Source organism: Herbiconiux ginsengi (genome assembly GCF_900107435.1).
Taxonomy (GTDB): domain Bacteria; phylum Actinomycetota; class Actinomycetes; order Actinomycetales; family Microbacteriaceae; genus Herbiconiux; species Herbiconiux ginsengi.
On record NZ_FNPZ01000001.1, the window covers coordinates 1,181,833 to 1,197,679 of the forward strand.

Sequence of the window (15,847 nt, forward strand, 5' to 3'; positions counted from 1 at the left end):
GCCTCAGAAGAGACGTCGGAACCGCTCGACCGCGCCGATCGGATGCCGCTGCCCGCCGCTCAGCACGAAGCTGCCGTTCTCGACCGTGAGCTGCGTGCGGTGGGCGGCCATGGCCCGCGTCTTCGCCGCCAGGCCATCGAAGCGGAGCAGGTCGACCTCGATCAGCTCGTCGTCGTGGTCGTCGTCGGTTCCGGCCACCCGCGGCTCGACGATCGCGAAGAACGCGACCCCGAGACGGCGCGCCGCCTCGACGCCGGCGGCGTGCATCCGCACGTGATCGGGATGCCCGTAACCGCCCAGGGCGTCGTAGCTCACGATCGCCGTCGGCCGGCCCGCCGTCGCCGCGGCGAGCACGTCGTCGACGACTTCGTCGAGCGCGGCGAGACTCAGCGACGTAGGACTCGCATCCTCGGCCGCCTCGGCGAATCCGTCGGCGCCCCAACGCATGCCCGAATCGGAATACTCCCGCTCTGCTCGGTCGCGTGCCCGCGCCGGCGCGGTTCCGAGGAAGGCGTGAGCGGGGGCGCCCAACTCCCGCAGCGCCGAGGCGAGCTCGCCGACCCGGTGCGGGCCGAGCGCCGCGGTGCCTTCGAGTTCGTGCAGATCGCCCGGCACCACCTCGCCGCGCTCGCCCCGCGTGCCGGTGAGGATCGTGACCTGGGCGCCACGTCTGGCGAGGAGAGCGATCGTGCCCCCGGTCGAGATCGACTCGTCGTCCGGATGCGCGTGCATAAACACGGGACGGCTGCCGAAGACGAGGAGGGAATCGCTCATGCCCGCCATTCTGGCCCGTCGTGCCGGCTGTTGCGCTCGAGCAGGTCGTCGTAGAAGGCGGCGAGATGCTCTGCCGTGTGCGGCCAGCTGTGGGTGCGGCCGTGCCGGAGGGCACCCGCCTCGAGGTCCGCCAGCCGGGCCGGGTCGTGCAGGAGGTCGTCGATCGCCCGACCCCAGGCATCCGGAGACCGGTCGTCGACGAGCATGCCGCTCACACCGTCGAGCACCGACTCGACCAGTCCACCCGTGCACGCCGCGACGACCGGAGTGGCGCTGGCGGCGGCCTCGAGCGCCACGAGTCCGTAGGTCTCGGAGTGCGAGGGCACGAGGAGCAGGGTCGCCTCGCGCACGAGCGCGGCGGCGTCGGCGCGCGACTGGGCGGGGAGGAACGACACGTCGTCGTGCAGGGCGAGCGCGGTGACGAGGCCGTGCAGTCCGGATGCGTAGGCCTCGTGGCCCGGGCTCGTGCCGCCCGCGATCACGAGCCTCGGCCGTCGCCCGCGCGGGATGGCGCCGACGGCGCGGATGGCGAGGTCGACGCCCTTGAGCGGCTGGATGCGCGCGAGCGCGAGCACCGTCGGCCGGTCGTCTCGAGGGAGTGCGCTCCCGCTCTCCGACTCCTTCCAGGTCGCCGGATGCGCCGAGACGTCATCCCGTGCGACCGGCTGAACGGGCGCCGGGCCGGTCGCGGCGGGCACAGGGTGAAAGAGATGCGTATCGACGCCGGGGGTGACCACAGCGACGCGGCCGGGAGCGGCTTCCGTCGCCTGCAGGATCGCCGCGCGCTCGGCCTGCGTCGCCGCGACGGTCAGGTCGGAGTCGCGCACGAGCGCTGCCTCTGCTCGTAGTCGCTCCGCGGGCTCCGGCTCGTCGCCGGGCGCGAGGTGCTCGTTCTTCGCGGCGGCGACGGTGTGCAGGCTGAGCACGTGCGGCACGCCCCAGCCCTGCGCGACGGGCAGTGCGGCGGCGCCCGAGAGCCAGTAGTGCGAGTGCACCAGGTCGAACGCCGGCAGCTCCGACATCGCGCGGCCGAACTCGCCGGTCAGCGCCGCGAGTCGTGCCTTGGGCACGGATGCGCGGGGCCCGGCCCGCAGGAACCGCACCGGAACGCCGTCGACGGTGCGAGCGTGCGGGTCACGCGCATCCGGGTCGCCCGTGTCGCGCGTGAGCAGCTCCACCTCGTAGCCGCGCGCCCGCAGCGCGCCGGCGAGGCCCACCAGGTAGACGTTCATCCCGCCCGCGTCGCCGCTGCCCGCCGTCGCCAGCGGCGAGGTGTGCAGGGAGACCAGGGCGATACGGCGACTCACCCTTCCACCTTCACACATCGACCCGGTCTGATAGGCTACTCAGGTTGTCTTGTGCCCAGTGGAATTCTCCACGCGGGTGCGGGACCGATGCAGAACCCTCCTGTCACAGACCGTCTGTGACCGTTCAAGTCCGAAGGAGGTGGGTTTGTGACGCATCAGTACGAACTCATGGTGATCCTCGATCCTGAGATCGATGAGCGCACCGTGGCTCCCAGCCTCGACAAGTTCCTCAACGTCATCCGCAACGATGGCGGCACTGTCGACAACATCGACATCTGGGGTCGTCGTCGCCTGGCCTACGAGATCAACAAGAAGACCGAAGGCATCTACGCCGTGGTGAACCTCACCGCGAACGCCGACGCCACGAAGGAACTCGACCGTCAGCTGAAGCTGTCGGAGGCCGTCATGCGCACCAAGGTGCTGCGTGCCGAAGAGGCCATCGCGCAGGTCGCCGCCGCGTCGAAGCTCGCCGAGGAGAAGGCCGCCCGCAAGGCCGCCAACCCCAAGGCCGCTGCTCCGGCTGCTGCTTCGGCGCCGTCGGCCGCTGCCGCTCCGGCCGCTGCCGTCAAGGCTGCTTCCTCCGCCAAGCCCGCTGCGGCTGCTGCTCCGGCTGCTGCTCCTGCGGCTGCCGCTCCGGCTGAGGCCAGCGAGTAGTCCGTCATGGCCGGTGAAACCGTAATCACCGTGGTGGGCAACCTCACCGCCGATCCCGAGCTGCGCTACACGCAGAACGGGCTGGCTGTCGCGAACTTCACGATCGCGTCGACTCCCCGAACCTTCGACCGCGCGTCGAACGACTGGAAAGACGGCGAGGCCTTGTTCCTCCGCGCGAGCGTCTGGCGTGAATTCGCCGAGCACGTCGCCGGATCGCTGACCAAGGGCAGCCGCGTCGTCGCGACCGGCCGTCTGCGCCAGCGCTCCTACGAGACGAAAGAGGGCGAGAAGCGCACCTCGATCGAGCTCGAGGTCGACGAGATCGGTCCTTCGCTCCGCTACGCGACCGCACAGGTCACCCGTGCCACCAGTGGTGGCCCCGGTGCCGGTGGCGGATCGTTCGGTGGTGGCGGCGGTGGAAACCGCGGTGGCCAGCCGGCCGTCGACGAGCCGTGGGCGGCATCCGCTCCCTCCTCATCCGGTGGCGCAGGCGGCGACGTCTGGAACACTCCCGGCAGCTACGCCGACGACACCCCCTTCTAAACTTCTCTTCTTTCAGAACAGGACAGAAAAACCATGGCTGGAAAGTCAAGCGGCGACCGCCGCAAGCCGCTCCGCGGCGCCAAGGGCGCGAAGAACGCCGCTCCCGCGAAGTCCATTCGCGTCGGAGTCATCGACTACAAGGACGTTGCGACCCTTCGCAAGTTCATCTCGGAGCGTGGAAAGATCCGCGCTCGCCGTATCACGGGAGTCTCCGTCCAGGAGCAGCGCCTCATCGCCCGTGCCGTCAAGAACGCCCGCGAAATGGCACTTCTGCCCTACGCCGGCTCGGGCCGTTAAGGAGCAGCATTCATGTCGAAACTCATTCTCACCCACGAGGTGACCGGACTGGGCTCCGCCGGAGACGTCGTCGACGTCAAGAACGGCTTCGCCCGCAACTACCTCATCCCGCAGGGCTTCGCCGTGGCGTGGAGCCGCGGTGGCGAGAAGCAGATCGAGTCGATCAAGGCGGCTCGCACCGCTCGTGAGCTCGCCACGATCGAAGAGGCCCAGCACCTCAAGCAGACGCTCGAGAACGCCACCGTCAAGCTCACCGTGAAGGCGGGCCAGGGCGGTCGTCTCTTCGGCTCGGTGAAGACCTCCGACATCGCCGACGCGGTGTCGGCGGCCGGCATCGGCTCGCTCGACAAGCGCAAGATCGAGATCCCGAACGCCATCAAGGTGACGGGCACCCACGAGGCCACCGTGCGCCTGCGCGACGACCTCTCCGCCACGATCACCCTTCAGGTGGTCGCAGCAAAGTAGTCACTCCGAGAAGGGGTGTCAAGGGTTTCCGACCCTTGACGCCCCTTTTTCGCGCCCGATTTCTCGAACTCTCTCCCCAGCGCTGTACACAGGGAGGGCCGGGTTTTCGAAGCTTCAAGCACTGGTCGAAGGATGTCTCCACTCACAGACTGTGGGAATACAGAACACCAGGTCAGATGCTGTTTCTCAGGAAATCTGGCGGATTTGTCCACAGGCCAGTCCACAGATTACACACACCACTCCCGGCGTTTCGCGCACATGTTCCACATGCTTATCCACAAGGCTGTTTGTGTGGGCTCCCGCCCTCTTCCTAGTCTTGGGCAGCGCCTAGGGGGAACCTCCGATGTCAGTGGTCGGGGTTAGGAATGGTGCGTGCAACAGGTGCGCCGTCATCGAACGGCAGATCAGGAGTAACACGTGTCGATCGCCCATCTCGGATTGGCGGGGGAGCAGCGTCCGGGGGAGACCCGTCAGGGCGACCGCACGCCCCCGCACGACCTCCTCGCCGAGCAGAGCGCCCTCGGCGGCATGCTGCTCAGCAAGGATGCGGTGGCCGACGTCGTGGAGGTCATGCGGTCGGTCGACTTCTACGTTCCGAAGCACGAGGTGATCTTCGAGGCCATCCTCAACCTCTACTCGCACGGCGAGCCCACCGACGTCATCGCGGTGACGGATGAGCTCACCAAGACCGGTGAGCTGAACCGAGCCGGTGGCGCGGAATACCTGCACACGCTGACGAGTCTCGTGCCCACGGCCGCGAACGCGGGCTACTACGCCTCGATCGTGAGCGAGAAGGCCGTGCTGCGCCGCCTGGTGGAGGCCGGCACCCGCATCGTGCAGATGGGCTACGCCAGCGAAGGCGAGGTCACCGACCTCGTCAACAACGCCCAGGCCGAGATCTACGCCGTCAACGGCGGCGTCGAGGTCGAAGACTACGTTCCGCTCACCGTCGCCGTGACGGCGGCGATCGACGAGATCGAGGCGGCCGCGGGCAAAGACGGCCAGATGACCGGTGTGCCCACCGGGTTCGCCGATCTCGACAACCTCACCAACGGGTTCCACCCGGGCCAGATGATCATCGTGGCCGCGCGACCGGCGCTCGGTAAGTCGACTCTCGCGCTCGACTTCTGCCGCGCGGCCTCGATCAAGAACGACATGCCGTCGATCTTCTTCTCGCTCGAGATGGGGCGCTCGGAGATCGCGATGCGCCTGCTCTCGGCCGAGGCATCCGTGCCCCTGCAGAGCATGCGCAAGGGCCGCATCGAGGGCCGTGACTGGACGACGCTGGCCTCGACCCGTGGGCGCATCAACGACGCCCCCTTCTACATCGACGACAGCCCGAACATGACCCTCGTCGAGATCCGCGCGAAGTGCCGGCGGCTGAAGCAGAAGGTGGGCCTCAAGCTCGTCGTCATCGACTACCTGCAGCTGATGACCTCCGGCAAGAAGGTCGAGAGCCGCCAGCAGGAGGTCTCGGAGTTCTCCCGCGCGCTGAAGCTCATGGCGAAGGAGCTGCAGGTGCCCGTCATCGCGCTCTCGCAGCTCAACCGTGGTCCGGAGCAGCGCTCCGACAAGAAGCCCGCCATCAGCGATCTGCGTGAGTCGGGTTCACTCGAGCAGGATGCCGACATGGTCATCCTGCTGCACCGCGAAGGTGCGTACGAGAAAGACAACCCCCGCGCCGGCGAGGCCGACTTCATCGTGGCCAAGCACCGCAACGGCCCCACTGCCACCATCACGGTGGGCTTCCACGGCCACTTCTCCCGCTTCGCGGACATGCCCCCGGCCTAGCCCTCGTCGACTTCTTGCCGCCAGGCGCCCCAAAACAGTGGAATTAGGGCGTTTGGGGGCAAGAAGTCGGGCGGTTGCGGGTGGTCAGGGCCCTTCGAGGGGGGCGTCGACCGCTGTGCGGTAGACGTCGATGACGCGGGTGAGGAACGAGGCGATCACCTCGCGCTCCGACTCGGGCAGCTCCTCGACGAGCCGGGAGACGCCCATGATCACCGGCATGAGCTCGTCGATCGCGCGGTTCACGGATGCCCGGGTCGGCACCACCACGATCTTGCGCCGGTCGTGCTCGTGCCGATGCCGTTCGACGTGACCGAGCGCCGCCAACCGGTCGACCACGAGGGTCGACGCCGCCGTCGTCACGCCCAAGCGGGCCGCCAGGTCGCTCGGCGTCAGCGGGCCGTCTTGGATGAGGTGCTCCATCGCCGAGAGATCGGTGGGGTTCACCGCGAGCACCGCTCCGAGCCGCCGTTCGAAGGCGCGCGAGACCGAGTTGATCTCGCGCAGCGAGCTGCTGATCTCGTTCGGTTCCGGAATGCCGGTGGTGGGCAGCTCGTCGCGCGACCAGACCTCGCCGAGGTTGCGCGCATCCGTCATGACTGACATGCTAATACCCTAGGTAGCTAAGTTGCTTAGCAACGTGGAAGGAAGGGCTCCGGATGCGCGCGATCGCCCGATTCGTGAGCGGATTGACCGCCCGCGGAACCGCCTGGATCACGCTGGGACTGGCCGTCGTCGCCATCGCAGCGTTGTTCGCGTTGCTGCCGAAGAGCGCTTCCGACAGCTACCCGCCGAGCGGCCTTCCCGACTCCAGCGACGCGGCCCACGTGACCGCCCTGCTCGCCGAGTTCCCGAGTGCCGACGCCACGGCGGGCATCCTGGTGTGGAGCCGCGACGGTGGCGCGCTCACCGAGGCCGACAAGGCCGCCATCACGGCGAACGCCGCCGCCCTCGCCGAGCAGTCGATCGCGCCGCAGGCCGTCGTTCCGCAGTTCAGCGACGACGGCACCGCGGCTCTGGTGGCCGTGCCACTCGACGCCACCGCTGCCGAGGACGACATCAGCGCGACCGCCACGGAGCTGCGCGCGACGGCGAGCACCGATCTGCCCGACGGACTCACCGCCCTGCTGACCGGACCCATCGGCTTCCAGGCCGACATCTCCAACGCCTTCGCCGGCGCCGACTTCCGCTTGCTCCTCGTGACCGTGATCGTGGTCGCGGTCCTCCTGATCATCACCTACCGTAGCCCGGTGCTCTGGATCGTTCCGCTCGCCGTCGTGGGCATCGCCGACGGCCTCGCCCGCATCGTGGTGACGGCGCTCGCCGAACCGCTCGGCATCACCATCGACGCCTCGATCGGCGGCATCCTGAGCGTGCTCGTGTTCGGCGCCGGCACCAACTACGCCCTGCTGCTCGTGGCTCGCTACCGCGAGGAACTCACCCACGAGGAGAACCGCCACAAGGCCATGCTCACGGCCGTCACGAGCGCCGGTCCCGCGATCGCCGCGAGCGGCGGCACGGTGGCGCTGAGCCTGCTCACCCTGCTCTTCGCCCAGCTCGCCGGCAACCGCGCGCTCGGCTTCGCCTGCGCGATCGGGGTGGTGATCGCCGTGCTCTTCGCTCTGCTCGTGCTGCCGGCCGCGCTCGTGGTGTGCGGCCGCGGGCTGTTCTGGCCGTTCGTGCCGCGAGCGGTCGCAGCGACCGACGAGCGCCACCACGCCGCTGCGAAGCAGGGTGTCTGGATGCGCCTCGGCCGCGGGGTGGCGCGCCGCCCGGCGGCCGTCGCGATCGTCGCCACTCTCGGCATCGGCGTCCTGGCTCTCGGACTCTCGGGCTACCGCGTGGGGCTCTCACAGACCGATCAGCTGCTCGGTGACCCCGAGTCGGTGGCCGCTCAGGAGGTGATCGACGCCTCCTTCTCGGCCGGACTCACCGGCCAGACCATTGTGCTCACGCCCGACGGCGCGGTGGAGCAGGCCACGACGATCGCCGGTGGGATCGACGGTGTGGAGTCCGTGCGGCCGGGCGAGAGCTCCGGCGGACTCACCCGCCTCGATGTGTCGCTCGCGAGCGAACCCGAGAGCGACTCCGCCTTCGCCACGATCGAGGCGCTCCGGGATGCGTATGCGAGCGCCGGAGGAGACATGAGCGAGACGTTGGTGGGCGGCAGCGACGCCACCGCCCTCGACACGAACACCGCCTCGGCGGCCGATCAGGCGCTCATCATCCCGCTGATCCTCGCCATCGTCTTCACCATCCTGGCGCTGTTGCTGCGCTCGCTGGTGGCGCCCGTGCTCCTCATCGCGAGCGTGCTCGCCACCTTCTTCGCGAGCCTCGGCGCGTCGAACGTGCTGTTCCAGAACGTTCTGGGCTTTCCCGCCTTCGACTCCAACGTCATCCTGTTCGCCTTCCTCTTCCTGGTGGCGCTCGGGGTCGACTACAACATCTTCCTCACCACCCGCGCCCGCGAGGAGACCGTGCGGCACGGCACCCGCGAGGGCATGGTCAGGGCGCTGAGCTCCACCGGCGGGGTGATCACGAGTGCCGGCATCCTGCTCGCCGCGGTGTTCGCGGTGCTGGGAGTGCTGCCCGTGGTGGCCCTCACCCAGATCGGCGTGATCGTCTGCATCGGCGTGCTGCTCGACACCCTCGTGGTGCGCACGGTGCTCGTGCCGGCCCTCGTCTTCCTCACCGGCGACCGCTTCTGGTGGCCGTCGCACCCGGCACTCGCGAGGCACTCAGGCGGAGCGCAATAAACTAAGGAGACGAGCACGACCTGAATCGAGGCCCCCGGAGTGACCGACTCTCCCCGCACGACCGTGCGGTCGCCCTATTGGGGTGTGCCCGTGGCCCGTGCCGTGCCCTTCATCATCACGGCACTGGTGATCACGTTCTCGCCGAACCACTCGGCGCAGGCGGGCCTGCTGGCCTACGGGGTCTTCGCCATCGTCTCCGGCGTCATCGTGGGCACCCTGTCGTGGCGCACCGTGCCCGAGAAGTCGACCCGCGTCATCTTCCTCATCCAGGGCATCTCGAACGTGCTCTTCGGAGCGCTCGCGCTCGGCTTCAATGCGGGCGGCCTCGGCTTCTTCCTGTTCTGCGCCACCATGAACTCGGCCATCTGCGGCTTCCTCGAGCTCTACTCGGGCCTGCGCCAGACGAAGAACCCGGCGAGCCGCGACTGGGCCATCGTCGGCGCACTCACCGTGGTGTTCGCTCTGGTGCTGATCTTCTTCCCCACCGACCCGGTGTTCGCCGTCGGGATGTTCGGCGCCTACGCCGCCATCGTCGGGCTGTTCCTCGTGATCGCCGGGCTCTCCCTGCGCTGGGGAACCCAGCCGTCACCCGCTACCGGGTCCGCATCCACTGGAAAGAGATCGTGAACCAACCCTCGAGGCGCGATCGGCTGAAGCCGGTCGAACTGCTCGTCCTGTCCGCCGTCATGTCGCTGTTCGTCGGGCTGGTGGTGTTGCTGTCGACGCGGGAGATCATCCTCTCCTTGATCTTCTTCGGCGTCGCCTTCATCGTGTCGCTCGTGATCCTGGCGATGTTCTCGCTCTCGATCAAGCCGAACGACGCCGAGCAGCACGAGATCGACGACGACGAAGAACCGAAGCCCTCAGCTCACTGAGTTCTGCGCGTCACTCCGCGTCAGGTGCGATCCGGTCGACCAGCTGCGACGCCAGTCCCGTGTAGCCGGCGGGCGTGAGCGCCACCAGGCGCGCCTTGGCCTCGTCGCCGATGTCGAGGCCCTGCACGAACTCCACCAGTTCGGCCTGGCCGATCCGGTGGCCCCGGGTCAGTTCCTTGAGCAGGGCATACGGATCGGCGATCGACGAGCGCCCCGCGGTGACCTCCGCCCGCACCACCGTCTGGATGGCCTCGCCGAGCACCTCCCAATTCGCGTCGAGATCGGCGGCGAGGGCGGCGGTGTTCAACGAGATCTGCCCCAGGCCGCCGCGGATGTTGTCGAGCGCGAGCAGCGAGTGCCCGAGCGCCACCCCGATGTTGCGCTGCGTGGTGGAGTCGGTGAGGTCGCGCTGCAGCCGGGAGGTCACGAGGGTCGCGGCGAGCGAGTCGAGCAGCGCCGACGACAGCTCGAGGTTGGCCTCGGCGTTCTCGAAGCGGATCGGGTTGATCTTGTGCGGCATCGTCGACGACCCGGTGGCCCCGGCGACGGGGATCTGCGTGAAGTACCCCATCGAGATGTAAGTCCAGACATCCGTGCAGAGGTTGTGCAGGATGCGGTTCGCGTGGCTGATGCGGTTGTAGAGCTCGGCCTGCCAGTCGTGCGACTCGATCTGCGTGGTGAGCGGGTTCCACTCCAGGCCGAGCGAGGTCACGAAGCCGCGTGAGATGGCCTGCCAATCGGCGGACGGGTCGGCCACCAGGTCGGCGGCGAAGGTGCCGGTGGCGCCGGAGAACTTGCCGAGGTATTCGGTGCCCTCGATCTGCGCCCGCACGCGCTGCAGCCGGTGCACGGTGACGGCGAACTCCTTACCCATCGTGGTGGGTGTTGCGGGCTGACCATGGGTGTGGGCGAGCATCGCGTCGTCGCGGTGGGCGATGGCCAGGGCGCGCAGTTCGGCGATCACCGCATCGAAGGCGGGAAGCCACACCTCGGTGACGGCTTCGCGGATCGTCAGCGCGTAGGAGAGGTTGTTGATGTCTTCGCTCGTGGCGCCGAAATGGGTGAGCTCGGCGATCTCGTTGAGCCCGAGATCGGCGAGCTTGCGGCGCACGAAGTACTCCACGGCCTTGACGTCGTGGCGCGTGGTGGCCTCGAGCTCGGCGATCTGGTCGATGTCGGCCTGACCGAAGTCCTGGATGACCGCGCGGAGCCGGCGCGAGAGCTCGGGGTCGAGCGGTGAGGAACCGAACATCGAGTGGTCGGTGAGGTAGAGCAGCCAGTCGATCTCCACGTGCACCCGGGCCCGGTTGAGGCCGGCTTCGGAGAGGAACTCGCCGAGTTCGGTGACCGCGGGGCGGTAGCGGCCGTCGAGCGGGCTGATGGGCTGAGGGGGCAGAGGAGGCATGGAGCCCTTCCAGGTGGTGAGGGGGTCGGTCGGTGGGGCGGCCGGATGCCGCGGAACGGGACGGTCAGAGGGCGAGGCGTGACCGGCGGAACGCCGGTTCGAGCTGGCGGAGCAGCGCGCGGCAGGAGTGCTCGATCATGGCCAGCACGGATTCGAACATCGCCGCGTCGGAGTAGTAAGGGTCGGGCACATCCGATCGGCCCGCGTATTCGGGATCGAAGCCGAGCAGCAGCCGCACCTTCGAGCGGTCTTCGTCGGTGTGTGCCCAGGAGCGCAGCACGCGCTCGTGGCTGCGGTCGAGTGCGACCACGAGGTCGAGCGAATCGAACCAGCTCGGGTCGAACTGCCGCGCGCGGTGGGTGCTGCCGTCGAAACCGTGCGACTCGAGCGCCGCGATGGTGCGCGGATCGGCGTGCTCACCGACGTGCCACTCCCCCGTGCCCGCCGAGCTCACGATGACGCGATCGCCGAGCCCGGCCTTCTCCACCAGATCGCGCAGCACGATCTCCGCCATCGGAGAACGGCAGATGTTGCCCGTGCAGACCATCGAGATGCGGAACGCCTCGTTCTGCGTCTCGTCGGGGTCGTGGGACATGGTCTCCATTCTCGCATCCGCGCCCTCGGCGCGGATGCGGGCTACGAACGCTTGCCGGCGAGCGGCCGCAGGATGGCGCCGATGATGGCGGCGAGGATGGCGAGCACGAGGGCGCCCAGAACCGCCCACCAGAAGTTCTCGACGATGAGGCCGAATCCGAACAGCGACGAGATCCAGCTCGCCAGGAGCAGCAGCAGGGCGTTCACGACGAGCGAGATGAGGCCGAGCGTGAGGATGTAGAGCGGGAACGCGACAACTCGGATCAGGGTGCCGACGATGCCGTTGACGATACCGAAGATGAGGGTGACGAACAGGTAGGTGAGAACGGTGGAGAGCACCCCGTCGTCGGTGCCGAAGGCGTCGACCTTCACTCCCCCGACGATCAGCGTGGTGAGCCAGAGGGCGATGGCGTTCGCGACGAGGGAGACGAGGAATCTGCGCATGCCCCCAACTATCCCAGACACCGGCGTTTCGCGAAACGCCCCCTCCGGGTGCAGAGTCGGAGCATGGTCCGCATCCCTTGGGCACCCGAGTACCCCGTCGAAACCCCACGCCTGCATCTGCGGCCGCATCGGATGGCCGATCTCGACGATCTCCACCTCTACCACTCCGACCCTGCGGTGGTGCGGTACATCCCCTGGCCCGTGCGCACGCTCGATGAGACGCGGGCGGCGCTCGAGTCGCGCACCCACCAGGGCGTGGTGTTCGAGCCCGGCCAGTGGCTGGTGCTGGCCATGGAGGTGCGTGAGACCGGACGCGTGATCGGCGAGGTGCTCTTGAAGTACGACAGCGAGACGGATGCGCGAGGCGAGCTGGGCTACGCGATGGCCGCCGACGTGGCCGGCCGGGGCTATGCGACGGAAGCCGCACGGGCCGTGCTCGGCCTTGCCTTCGACGACTTCGGCCTGCACCGGGTGATCGCCCGCCTCGACGCCCGCAACGAGGCATCCGCTCGCCTGCTGCGGCGTCTGGGGATGCGTCAGGAGGCCTTGTTCCTGCAAGACGAGTGGTTCAAGGACGAATGGACCGACACCCTCGTGTTCGCGATGCTCGAGCACGAGTGGCGGGCCTGAACGACCCTGAACGGGCGCCGAATATATTCCAGAGGCGCTTTCACAGCGCGAACTAAGATGAACGGATGAGTTCCGACCCCGGTACCCCGTCGCACTTCCCCGTGAAGATGCGCCCCGAGATCCTCGCGCTCCCCGCTTACAAGCAGGGATCGGCCGCGCCGACCGGGTTCAAGCTCTCCTCGAACGAGAACCCCTTCGATCCCCTGCCCGGCGTGCTCGAGGCCGTCGACGCCGCCACCCGGCAGCTGCACCGCTACCCGAATGCCGCAGCGCCGGAGATCACGGCGCGGTTGGCGAAGGAGTGGGGCGTCGAGACCGACGAGGTGATCGTGGCCGCAGGCTCCGTGGCGCTGCTGGTGCAGTTCGCGCTCGCCGCAGCCGGTCACGGCGACGAGGTCGTCTACTCCTGGCGCTCCTTCGAGGTGTACCCGTGGATGACGGTGCTCCCGGGTGCCACGGCGGTTCCGGTGCCGAACACTCCCGACCATCGCCACGACCTCGTGGCGATGGCGGCGGCGGTCACCGACCGCACGCGGCTCGTGATCGTGAACTCGCCCAACAACCCGACCTCCACCATCGTGACGAAGGCCGAGTTCGAGACCTTCATGGGCGCGGTTCCGGATGATCTGCTGGTGATCCTCGACGAGGCCTACGCCGAGTTCATCACCGACCCGGATGCGGTGAACGGCCGCGAGCTGGTGCGGCGCTACCCGAACCTCGTCATCCTGCGCACCTTCTCGAAGGCCTACGGGCTGGCGGGCCTGCGGATCGGCTACGGCATCGGTCCGGCCCCGATCCTCGGCGCCGCCCGCACCACGATCATGCCGCTCAGCCTCACCGACCACGCCCAGGTCGCGGCCATCGCCTCGCTCGACCGCAGTGCGGAGCTGCAGGAACGCGTGGCCAACATCGCTGCACGGCGTGAAGTGGTGTGGCAGGCGCTCCTCGAGCAGGGCTGGGACGTTCCCCGCCCGCACGGCAACTTCGTCTGGTTCCCCACCGGCGAACGCACGGCGGAGGCCCTCGAGGTCTTCCGTGCCCACGACATCATCGCGCGCGCCTATCTCCCCGACGGCGTGCGGCTGACCATCGGCGAAGAGGAATCGGTCGAGAACGTGCTCGCCGCCGCGGAAGAGATTGCGAGACTCATCGGATGACGGACATCGACCGCGAGACCGGGACCGACACCGTCCGGTTCCTGACCGCCGACGGTGAGTTGGCTCCCACCGGTTCGGCCGAGGAGTACACCCCGTACCTCGACCGCCTGAGCGAGGCCGACCTCGCCCGGTTCTACCGGCACATGGTGGTGGTGCGGCGTTTCGACCAGGAGGGCACCAACCTGCAACGCCAGGGTCAGATGGCGCTCTGGGTGCCGAGCCACGGCCAGGAGGCGGCCCAGGTGGGTTCCGCCTTCGCCGCCAAGCCGCAGGACCACATCTTCCCCTCCTACCGCGAGCACGCCGTGGGCCACGTGCGCGGCATCGACATGCTCTCGATCGTCGAGCTCCTGCGCGGCAACACGCACGGAGGCTGGGACCCGACCGACCCCACGAACGGCAACTTCCACGGTTACTGCCTGGTGATCGGCTCGCACTCCCTGCACGCCACCGGCTACGCCATGGGCATGCAGCGCGACGGTGTGGTCGGCACCGGCGACGCCGAGGTGGATGCCGCGGTGCTCTGCTACTTCGGAGACGGCGCCACTTCGCAGGGCGACGTGAGCGAGGCGTTCGTGTTCTCCAGTTCGAGCCAGACGCCGAACGTCTTCTTCCTGCAGAACAACCAGTGGGCCATCTCGGTGCCGGTGCGGGTGCAGTCGCGCACCCCGCTCTACCTGCGCTCGCGCGGCTTCGGCATCCCGAGCGTGCAGATCGACGGGAACGACGTGCTCGCGAGCTTCGCGGTGACGGCCAAGCACCTCGACGACGCGCGCGCCGGCCGCGGTCCGCAGTTCATCGAGGCGCTGACCTACCGCATCGGGGCGCACACCTCCTCCGACGACCCCACGAAGTACCGAGACGAGGCCGAGTACGAGTACTGGGTGTCACGCGATCCGATCGTCCGCTTCGAGAAGTACCTGCGCTCGCTCGGCCAGTCGGATGCGTTCTTCGCCGAGGTGCGCACCGAGGCCGAGGACTTCGCCGCCGACATCCGGCACCGCACCCTCACGTTGACACCGCCGCCGATGTCCACCATGTTCGACCACGTGTACTCCGAACCGCACCCGGTGATGGCCGAGCAGAAACTGTGGCTCGAACGCTACGAAGCCTCGTTCGAGGAGGGTCAGGCATGAGCACGATCGACACCACCGCCTCCGGCACCACCCGTCCCGCCGCCCGGGTCGAGGAGTTGCCGATGGCGCGCGCCCTGAACGCCGGTCTGCGTCAGGCGCTCGCCGACGACCCGAAGGTGCTGCTCATGGGCGAGGACATCGCCACGCTCGGCGGAGTCTTCCGCATCACCGAGGGCCTGCACGCCGAGTTCGGCGACCGGGTGATCGACACCCCGTTGGCCGAGTCGGGCATCATCGGCACCGCGATCGGCCTGGCGCTGCGCGGCTACCGGCCGGTCTGCGAGATCCAGTTCGACGGATTCATCTACCCCGGCTTCGACCAGATCACCTCGCAGCTCGCGAAGCTCACCAACCGCGGCCAGGGCGCCTTCTCGATGCCCGTGGTCATCCGGGTGCCCTACGGCGGCCACATCGGCGCCGTGGAGCACCACCAGGAGAGCCCCGAGGCCTATTTCGCCCACACGCCCGGACTCCGCGTGGTGAGCCCGTCGACGCCGAACGACGCCTATTGGATGATCCAGGAGGCCATCGCCTCCAACGACCCGGTGATGTTCTTCGAACCGAAGAGCCGCTACTGGCCGAAGGGCCCGGTCGACTTCGCCGGCACCGCCGCACCGCTGCACGCCAGTCGTGTGGTGCGCACGGGAACGGATGTCACACTGCTCGCCCATGGCGCGATGGTGAGCGTGCTCATGCAGGCCGCCGAGATCGCGCAGGACGAGGGGGTGAGCGCCGAGGTGATCGACCTGCGCTCGCTCAGCCCGGTCGACTACGGGCCCATCCTCGATTCGGTCGCCAAGACCGGCCGCCTGGTGGTGGCGCAGGAGGCGTCGGGATTCGCGAGCGTCGGCTCCGAGATCGCCGCCACCGTGGCGGAGCGCGCCTACTATTCACTGCAGGCGCCCGTGCTGCGGGTCTCGGGGTTCGACACCCCGTTCCCGCCCGCAAAGCTCGAGACCCTGTTCCTCCCCGACGCCGACCGCGTCATGGAGGCCATCGACCGGGCCATGGCCTACTGAGGA

17 protein-coding genes and 1 pseudogene are annotated in these 15,847 nt (G+C 68.5%); 12 read left to right on the plus strand and 6 right to left on the minus strand.

The window, feature by feature from the left end:
• Positions 1 to 3: 3 nt before the first annotated feature.
• Together BLW00_RS05690 and BLW00_RS05695 are read right to left on the minus strand one after the other, a co-directional pair.
• Positions 4 to 774, minus strand: coding sequence for a PIG-L family deacetylase (locus BLW00_RS05690; protein ID WP_245741299.1), 771 nt, complete (start codon positions 772 to 774; stop codon positions 4 to 6).
• Positions 771 to 2,081 (minus strand): glycosyltransferase, encoded by a 1,311-nt coding sequence (locus BLW00_RS05695; protein WP_175494149.1) that lies wholly within the window; start codon positions 2,079 to 2,081, stop codon positions 771 to 773. Before BLW00_RS05695 ends, BLW00_RS05690 begins: the two co-directional genes overlap by 4 nt.
• 168 nt (positions 2,082 to 2,249) lie before the next feature.
• On the opposite strand from BLW00_RS05695, the pseudogene rpsF reads away from it, so the two are divergent.
• The 5 genes and pseudogenes from rpsF to dnaB all read left to right on the plus strand — a co-directional run.
• Positions 2,250 to 2,594 (plus strand): annotated as a pseudogene (gene rpsF / locus BLW00_RS05700) (30S ribosomal protein S6); the annotation flags it as partial.
• Positions 2,595 to 2,741: 147 nt separating this feature from the next.
• Positions 2,742 to 3,278, plus strand: a complete 537-nt coding sequence (locus BLW00_RS05705) for a single-stranded DNA-binding protein (RefSeq protein WP_092550377.1) — start codon at positions 2,742 to 2,744, stop codon at positions 3,276 to 3,278.
• 33 nt (positions 3,279 to 3,311) lie between these two features.
• Positions 3,312 to 3,575: a 30S ribosomal protein S18 gene (gene rpsR, locus BLW00_RS05710; protein WP_022895757.1), complete on the plus strand. Its 264-nt coding sequence runs from the start codon at positions 3,312 to 3,314 to the stop codon at positions 3,573 to 3,575.
• A 12-nt stretch (positions 3,576 to 3,587) separates the two neighbouring features.
• A complete protein-coding gene (gene rplI, locus BLW00_RS05715; protein ID WP_092550380.1) occupies positions 3,588 to 4,040 on the plus strand; it encodes a 50S ribosomal protein L9 in 453 nt (150 codons plus the stop codon).
• Between the two features lie 417 nt (positions 4,041 to 4,457).
• The gene (gene dnaB / locus BLW00_RS05720) at positions 4,458 to 5,831 is read left to right on the plus strand and encodes a replicative DNA helicase (protein WP_092550383.1); all 1,374 of its coding nucleotides are present in this window, start codon (positions 4,458 to 4,460) and stop codon (positions 5,829 to 5,831) included.
• Between the two features lie 84 nt (positions 5,832 to 5,915).
• Here dnaB and BLW00_RS05725 read toward each other — a convergent pair whose 3' ends face one another.
• Complete coding sequence (locus tag BLW00_RS05725) at positions 5,916 to 6,434, minus strand: MarR family winged helix-turn-helix transcriptional regulator (RefSeq protein ID WP_245741302.1); 519 nt, start codon at positions 6,432 to 6,434, stop codon at positions 5,916 to 5,918.
• 53 nt (positions 6,435 to 6,487) lie between these two features.
• Here BLW00_RS05725 and BLW00_RS05730 point away from each other — a divergent pair, with 53 nt between their 5' ends.
• Genes BLW00_RS05730 through BLW00_RS05740 form a run of 3 tightly spaced genes read left to right on the plus strand, consistent with a single transcriptional unit; the run spans position 6,488 to position 9,459 of the window.
• Positions 6,488 to 8,584 carry an MMPL family transporter gene (locus tag BLW00_RS05730; protein ID WP_092550386.1) on the plus strand — a complete coding sequence of 699 codons (2,097 nt, stop codon included), beginning with the start codon at positions 6,488 to 6,490 and terminating at the stop codon, positions 8,582 to 8,584.
• Between the two features lie 39 nt (positions 8,585 to 8,623).
• On the plus strand, positions 8,624 to 9,211 hold the full coding sequence (locus tag BLW00_RS05735) for an HdeD family acid-resistance protein (protein WP_092550389.1): 588 nt from the start codon (positions 8,624 to 8,626) through the stop codon (positions 9,209 to 9,211).
• On the plus strand, positions 9,208 to 9,459 hold the full coding sequence (locus BLW00_RS05740; RefSeq protein ID WP_092550392.1) for a hypothetical protein: 252 nt from the start codon (positions 9,208 to 9,210) through the stop codon (positions 9,457 to 9,459). The genes BLW00_RS05735 and BLW00_RS05740 overlap by 4 nt, the downstream gene beginning before the upstream one ends.
• 10 nt (positions 9,460 to 9,469) lie before the next feature.
• Here BLW00_RS05740 and purB read toward each other — a convergent pair whose 3' ends face one another.
• From purB to BLW00_RS05755, 3 genes are all read right to left on the minus strand, one after another.
• A complete protein-coding gene (gene purB / locus BLW00_RS05745) occupies positions 9,470 to 10,864 on the minus strand; it encodes an adenylosuccinate lyase (protein ID WP_092550395.1) in 1,395 nt (464 codons plus the stop codon).
• A gap of 64 nt (positions 10,865 to 10,928) precedes the next feature.
• A complete protein-coding gene (locus BLW00_RS05750; protein WP_092552043.1) occupies positions 10,929 to 11,459 on the minus strand; it encodes a low molecular weight protein-tyrosine-phosphatase in 531 nt (176 codons plus the stop codon).
• A gap of 41 nt (positions 11,460 to 11,500) precedes the next feature.
• The gene (locus BLW00_RS05755) at positions 11,501 to 11,902 is read right to left on the minus strand and encodes a phage holin family protein (protein WP_092550398.1); all 402 of its coding nucleotides are present in this window, start codon (positions 11,900 to 11,902) and stop codon (positions 11,501 to 11,503) included.
• A gap of 63 nt (positions 11,903 to 11,965) precedes the next feature.
• Between BLW00_RS05755 and BLW00_RS05760 the strand changes: the two genes are divergently transcribed.
• The 4 genes from BLW00_RS05760 (at position 11,966) to BLW00_RS05775 (ending at position 15,844) form a co-directional block, all read left to right on the plus strand.
• Complete coding sequence (locus BLW00_RS05760; RefSeq protein WP_092550401.1) at positions 11,966 to 12,532, plus strand: GNAT family N-acetyltransferase; 567 nt, start codon at positions 11,966 to 11,968, stop codon at positions 12,530 to 12,532.
• Between the two features lie 65 nt (positions 12,533 to 12,597).
• The gene (locus BLW00_RS05765) at positions 12,598 to 13,689 is read left to right on the plus strand and encodes a histidinol-phosphate transaminase (protein ID WP_092550404.1); all 1,092 of its coding nucleotides are present in this window, start codon (positions 12,598 to 12,600) and stop codon (positions 13,687 to 13,689) included.
• The gene (locus BLW00_RS05770) at positions 13,686 to 14,825 is read left to right on the plus strand and encodes a thiamine pyrophosphate-dependent dehydrogenase E1 component subunit alpha (RefSeq protein ID WP_092550407.1); all 1,140 of its coding nucleotides are present in this window, start codon (positions 13,686 to 13,688) and stop codon (positions 14,823 to 14,825) included. Before BLW00_RS05765 ends, BLW00_RS05770 begins: the two co-directional genes overlap by 4 nt.
• Complete coding sequence (locus BLW00_RS05775; RefSeq protein ID WP_092550409.1) at positions 14,822 to 15,844, plus strand: alpha-ketoacid dehydrogenase subunit beta; 1,023 nt, start codon at positions 14,822 to 14,824, stop codon at positions 15,842 to 15,844. The genes BLW00_RS05770 and BLW00_RS05775 overlap by 4 nt, the downstream gene beginning before the upstream one ends.
• Positions 15,845 to 15,847: the final 3 nt, after the last annotated feature.